Genomic DNA, 6,000 nt, shown 5'->3' with positions numbered 1-6,000 from the left:
GATCCGGACAGGGAGGTGGAGGAATCCGGTCAGGGGCGGCCGGATGGCCGATCGCGAGCGGGTGTCGAATCGTTCCCTGGGGCGGCCGGAATGTTCAGGTTTGGACAGCCGGAGGGGGTGGGGGTGGGGTGGGGCGCGCCGATCGGCGAGTCCACGCCACGGTGCGGAGTGACCCAGGAGAGTTACGCTGCGTCAGTGATGGACACTCCTGTGCCGCCCGGGCCGCCGCACTCCCCGCAGAGCTCCGGGGAACCGCCGGCCGAGCCGCGGGTCCGCCGCCGTGACCGGCACGGCCGCGGGATGCGGGGGCCGGTGGCGCCGCCGCAGGTCCCGCTCTCCATGAGCCGTGCGGACACCTTCCGCGATCTGGTGCTGGACTCGGTGGAGCGCCTGGAGCGGCGGTGGCCGCAGCTCCAGGACGTCGAGTTCATGATCATGGAGGTGCCTCCGCCGGTCACCGGCGACACGACGGTGCCGCTGGGCGGTTCGGTCCCGGCGGCGAAGCGGGAGCCGGCGCGGGTGGTCGTCTACCGCCGGCCGGTGGAGATCCGGTCCAAGACCCGCGACGAGCGGGCGCTGCTGGTCCACGAGGTCGTGGTGGAGCAGGTCGCCGAGCTGCTCGGCCTCTCCCCCGAGTCGGTCGACCCCCGGTACGGGCAGGACTGAGCCCGCACCGGGGGGTGCCCGTCAGTCGTCGAGGACCGTGAGGTCCTGGCGGGCGGTCGGGACCTGGACCGTGCCGCGGTCGTCCACCAGGGTCTGGACGGTGAACATCGGGATGCCGTCCTCGGTGACGGTGAGCGTGCGCGCCGCGTACACCGGGCCGCCGCCGGCGACCGGCTCGACGGTGACCGCGTAGGAGCCCTTGACGCCCTTGGGGGCGAGGTCGGTGAGGACCGTCGTGGTGCCCGCCTTGAGGGAGACCGTCCGGGTGGCGGGGCTGCCGCCCTCGGTGCCGGCCGAGGCGGTGACCTTCACCTGGGCGGCGGCCTCGGGGGCGGTGAGGGCGAGGGCGGTGCCCTTGGCGCGGTTGTCGGCGACGGTGGCGCGGGCGGTGACGGGCGCGGCGCCGGAGACGAACGCCATCTCCTGGTCGGAGCCCTTGCCGCGGACCACCCGGAGCGCGGCCACGACCGGGATCTGCTTCTTGGGGTCGGTCGGGGTGAGCAGCAGGGCGGCGGCGGAGCCGCGGGTGAGGTCGGGCAGTTCGACGGAGGCGGTCATGCCGGCCTTGACGTGCACGGACTCGGCGGCGGCGGGGACGATCGTGCCGTTCGTGGTGACCAGCTGGATCTTCAGGTCGGCGTCGGACTCGCCGGGGGCGAAGGCGACGAGCCGGACGCCGGTGGCGTCGGCCGGGATGCCGGGGAGCACGACGCGGGCCGCCGGGTCGGCGGAGGCGGCGAGCCAGTCGCTGCCGACGCCGTCGGCGGCGGAGCCGAGGGCGGCGCCGACCCGGCCGCTGCGGGTGGTGACGTGGGCCGTCAGGTTCTCCATGGCGCCTTCGGTGAGGAGGGGGCCGAGGAGGACGGGGACGGTGGAGTGCGGCGGGACCTGGACGCCTTCGGGGATGGTGGTCTTCAGCTCGCCCTCGGGGCCGTACAGCTCGATGTCGGCGACGGCGAGGGTGTCGTCCGGGTTGGTGAGGTGGATGTAGTCGGCGCGGCCCTTGGTGGTGGAGGCGGCCGGGAACCAGAAGTCGGTGTCGGGGGCGGAGCAGTTCAGGCCGAGGAGGCCGCGGGCGGCGCCGGCCGTGACGAGGGTGGTCTGCTGGACGGTCCAGCCGGGGGCGAGGGTGCCGGTGGCGGTGCCGGTGAGTCCGTGGGTGACGGCGCCGTCCGCGTCGGCGGAGACCGGCTTGCCGGGGGTGGTGACGGAGGCGGGGGCCTTCGGGGCCTTGCCCTTCTTGCCGGCGGCGTTCGGGTTCTTGGCGACGCCGAGGACGGCGCTGGGCTTGGGGGCCGTGCCGGCGCCGGCGGCCGGGGCCGCGGTGCCGGGCGGGGTGTACGAGGTGATGAGCGTCTCGGCGATCTCCGAGCCGCTGGGGGCGGGGCAGAGCAGGCTGGTGCGCTCGACGGGGAGGCGGGCCGCCTGGGGTGCGGCGGCGGACGCGGCGGCGGGCTCGCCGGGGGCGGTCATCGCGGCGAAGCCGGTGACGGCGGCGAGGGCGGTGGCGACCGCGATCAGGGAGAGGGTGGTGCGCTTCACTGGTTGCTGCTCCCGTCGGGACGCTGCTCGGTCTCGTGGCCCTGGGGGTACCCGTAGTCGTAGCCGGCGGCGTAGCCCTCGTGGGGGGCGTACGCCTGCGGGTCGTAGCCCTGCGGTGCCTGCTGGGGGTCGTAGCCCTGGGTCTGGTCGTAGCCCTGTTCGTACGCCTGGGGCAGCTCGTAGCCCTGGCCCTGGTCGTACGCCTGGGGGGCCGGGTAGCCGCCCTGCGGGTCGTAGCCCTGGTCCTGGTCGTAGCCCTGCTGGGGGTACGCGTACGCCTGCTGCTGGTACGGGTCGGCGGCGTACTCCTGGGCGTAGCCCTGCTGGTCGTACCCGGCGTACTGCTGCTGGGCGTAGGCCGGGTCCTGGCCGGCGGCGTCCCACTCGTCCGGTTCCGCGGTCTGCTGGCCGGGGATGGCGGCGGGCTCGGCGGGGTGGTGGGCGTCGGGGGTGTCGGGCCATGCCTCGGGCGCCTCGGCGGCGGCCGCGGCGGCGGTCTCGGCGGCGGCGCGCAGGCGGCGGGCGCGGCGGCCGTCGCCCTCGGTGGCCTGGGCCGGGATGGCCGTCTCCTCCTCGGGCAGGTCGTCGTCGATCTCGCGGCGGCGGCCGGGCAGGGCGAGGACGACGAGGACGACGGCGAGGCCGAGCTGGGTCCAGATCCAGACGGTGTGCGCGAACGGCTCGTCGTAGGTGAGGGCGAGGCGGCCGCCGTTCGCGGGGAGCTGGAAGCCCTGCGCCCAGCCGTCGACGGTGGTCGGGGTGAGCGCGGTGCCGTCGAGGGTGGCGGTCCAGCCCTCGTCGGCGCGGTCGGCGACGCGCAGGGTCCGGCCGGCGGGGCCCGCGGGGATGTCGGCGTGGGCCTCGACGGGGCCGGCCGGGACGAGGACGGCCTTGGCGGCCGCGGTGTCGGTCGCGGCGCCGGTCTTGGCGGCGGGCGGGACGATCATCACGCGGGCGATCTCGCGGTCGACGCGCCAGAGCGCGGCGCCGTCGAGCTGGCTGAGCCGGGAGAGGCCGGGGGTGGTGTCGAGGACGCGGCTCATCTGGCGCGGCGAGCCGTCCTTCACGAGCACGTACCGGATGGCGAAGGCGCTCAGCTCCTGCGTCTGGTCGGCGCCGGAGCCGGCGACGAGCTTGGCGACGACGGAGTCGAGGCGGGGGTCGGGCTCGGCGGTGGCGGTCAGTTCGGCGTCGCCGAGGCGGGCGCCGGAGCCGCGGACCAGGGTGTAGTCGACCGCGCCGGGCGAGCTGCCGGAGAGCACCAGGGTGCGCGGCTGGTCCTCCTGGCCGCTCTCCTCGGCGACGAAGGCGGGGACCTGGACGGGGTCGCGGCGGCTCAGGGGGCCGTCGGCGCCGCCGATCATCCAGCCGGTGGCGGCGACGGCGGGGCCGAGGGCGCAGGCGAGGGCGATCAGCGCGGCGACGGGCTGGCGCCAGCCGAAGCCGTGGGCGGCGACGCGGGTGCGGCCGCCCTCGGCGCCGAGCATGCCGGCGGCGATGAGGGCGGCGCCGTAGACGAGGGTGGCGGGGCCGGCCCAGCCGGTGCCGTCGGCGCCGTTGGCGAGGGCGGCGAAGAGCAGGCCGGCGAGGGCGGCGGCCCAGGCGGTCAGGACGGCGAAGCGGCGCTCCTCGCGGAGGAGGGCGGCGAGGGCGGCGAGGACCAGGCCGAGGAGGAGGATCCCGCCGGTGGTGCCGGGGCCGCCGGGGCTGCTCGCGAGCAGGTCGAGGGCGGTGGCGGTGCCGGTGCGCAGGTCGAGGCCGGCCTCGTGGAGGAAGCCGGAGGGGCTGGTCAGCAGGGAGAGCGACCAGGGGGCCAGGGCGAGCACCGGGACGCCGACGGCGGCGAGGAAGCGGAGCCCGTACGCGGTGAGGTCGTCGCGGCGGACGGCGAGGACGCCGAGGCCGAGGAGGACCGCGAGCGGCCACACGATCGGGGTGAACGCGGTGGTGACGGTGAGCAGCAGGGCGTACGCCCAGGTGGCGCGCCAGCTGCCGCGGTCGGGGCGGTTGAAGCCGTGGGCGGCGACGGCGGCGCGGGCCGTCAGCGGGAGCAGGATCGCGAGGACGGCGGTGCCGAGCCGGCCGGTGGCGAGGGCGCCGGTGGCGGCGGGCAGGAAGGCGTACGCGATGGCGCCCCAGGCGAGCAGGAGGCGGGAGCCGACCAGGCCGCGGGCGGCGAAGTAGGCGGTGAAGCCGGCGAGCGGCACCGAGCAGACGAGCAGCACGGTGAGCGCGGTCGAGGTGGAGCCGAGGAAGAGGGCGGAGAGCGCGGCGAGGATGCCGAGGTAGGGCGGGGCGCTCTGGGTGCCGCCGGTGCCGAGGGTGTGCCAGGCGTCCGCGTACCGGTTCCACAGTTCGGAGACGGTGTCGGGGGCGGGCAGCAGGACGCCGCCGGCGAGGGAGCCGCCGGCGAAGAGGTTGCGGCAGGCGACGAGGGAGACGACGAGGAGGAGGGCGAAGAGGACCGGGCCGGGCTTGCGGGCGATCTTCTTCAGCCGGGCGAACTGCTCGATCTCCAGGAAGTCGGCGTCGTCGCCGCCGGGGCCGGACTCGACGGCGCCGTGGCGGGAGCCGGAGTCGGACTCGTCCGCGCCGAAGTGCGAGACGAGCTGTTCGGCGGCGGCGCGGACGGTGGCGCCGGGCGGCGGGAAGAGGGGCCGGAAGTCGCCGAGCGGTACGGCCGGGTTCTTGCGCCGTCTGCGGGCGGCGAGGATCCGCTCGGGCCGCAGCACGGTGGCGAGGAGGCCGGTGATCTCGTCCACGGCCTGGCCGGGGGCCTTGCCGACGAGGAGGCCGAGGGTGCGCAGGACGGTGCCGACGAGGAGCCGGAGGAAGACGTACGGGAGGGCGCGGCCGGGGCTGTTGGCGAGCAGCGTGTAGACGGCGGCGGCCTTGTCGACGCGGTGCGGGCTGGCGGCGGTGCGGCCGGCGCAGTCGACGGTGCGGCGCTCGCGGGCGGACGCCTCGGCGTGCCGGAGGACGGCGTCGGGGGCGACGAGGACGCGGTGGCCGGCGGAGTGGGCGCGCCAGCAGAGGTCGACGTCGTCGCGCATCAGGGGCAGCCGGCGGTCGAAGCCGCCGAGTTCCTCGAAGACGTCGCGGCGGACGAGCATGCCGGCGGTGGAGACGGACAGGACGGAGCGGATCTGGTCGTGCTGGCCCTGGTCCTGTTCGCGGCGGTCGAGGCCGGTCCAGCGGCGGCCGCTGCGGGCGATGGTGACGCCGGCTTCGAGGAGCTGCTTCCTGTCGTACCAGCCGCGCAGCTTGGGGCCGATGACGGCGGCGTCGGCGTCCGCGTCGGCGACGCGGAGGAGTTCGGCGAGGGCGCCGGGCTCGGGGGCGCAGTCGTCGTGGAGCAGCCACAGCCACTGGGCCGGCTCGCCGTGCGGGAGTTCGGGGAGGTCGTACGCGTCGTCGTTCCAGGTGCGGCTGACGGGGTCCCAGCCGCTGGGGCGCTTCAGGTAGGGCAGGTCCTCGGGTCCGAGCACGGGCGCGGTGCGGACGGCCTCGTCGACGGCGGCGCCGAAGCCGGTGCGGCGCGCGAGGTGCAGGACGCGGTCGGCTCCGACGGCGTCGGCGACGAGCTGCGCGGAGTCGTCGGCGCTGCCGGTGTCGGCGGCGATCACGCTCTGCACCGGGCGCTCCTGGGCGAGCAGCCCGGAGAGCGCGTCGGGCAGCCAGCGGGCTCCGTCGTGGGTGACGAGCACGGCGGTGACGACGTGCCTGGGGAACTCAGGAGTTGAGGACATCGAGCTGCGGGCCCTCCGGCCGGGGTCGCCCCGGGGCGGGGCG

Annotated in this window: 3 protein-coding genes; 1 reads left to right on the top strand and 2 read right to left on the bottom strand. The window is 76.4% G+C overall.

Annotation, left to right across the window (positions count from 1 at the left end):
* The first annotated feature begins 198 nt into the window (after positions 1 to 198).
* Positions 199 to 666, top strand: coding sequence for a metallopeptidase family protein (locus tag IF73_RS0133390; RefSeq protein ID WP_031014382.1), 468 nt, complete (start codon positions 199 to 201; stop codon positions 664 to 666).
* Positions 667 to 687: 21 nt separating this feature from the next.
* Here the strand turns inward: IF73_RS0133390 and IF73_RS0133385 are convergent, their stop codons facing one another.
* Both IF73_RS0133385 and IF73_RS0133380 read right to left on the bottom strand, forming a co-directional pair.
* Positions 688 to 2,208, bottom strand: coding sequence for a DUF5719 family protein (locus tag IF73_RS0133385; RefSeq protein WP_031014379.1), 1,521 nt, complete (start codon positions 2,206 to 2,208; stop codon positions 688 to 690).
* The gene (locus IF73_RS0133380) at positions 2,205 to 5,957 is read right to left on the bottom strand and encodes a glycosyltransferase family 2 protein (protein WP_031014377.1); all 3,753 of its coding nucleotides are present in this window, start codon (positions 5,955 to 5,957) and stop codon (positions 2,205 to 2,207) included. Before IF73_RS0133380 ends, IF73_RS0133385 begins: the two co-directional genes overlap by 4 nt.
* Positions 5,958 to 6,000: the final 43 nt, after the last annotated feature.

Origin of the sequence: Streptomyces sp. NRRL F-5727 (assembly GCF_000719555.1) — a bacterium.
In the GTDB taxonomy this organism is placed as follows: domain Bacteria; phylum Actinomycetota; class Actinomycetes; order Streptomycetales; family Streptomycetaceae; genus Streptomyces.
This window is presented reverse-complemented; position numbering and strand designations above follow the sequence as displayed.

Bases quoted from the DNA above. Each gene is read 5' to 3' on its own strand.
- IF73_RS0133380 (WP_031014377.1), bottom strand. From the start codon at position 5,957: ATGTCCTCAACTCCTGAGTTCCCCAGGCACGTCGTCACCGCCGTGCTC.
- IF73_RS0133390 (WP_031014382.1), top strand. From the start codon at position 199: ATGGACACTCCTGTGCCGCCCGGGCCGCCGCACTCCCCGCAGAGCTCC.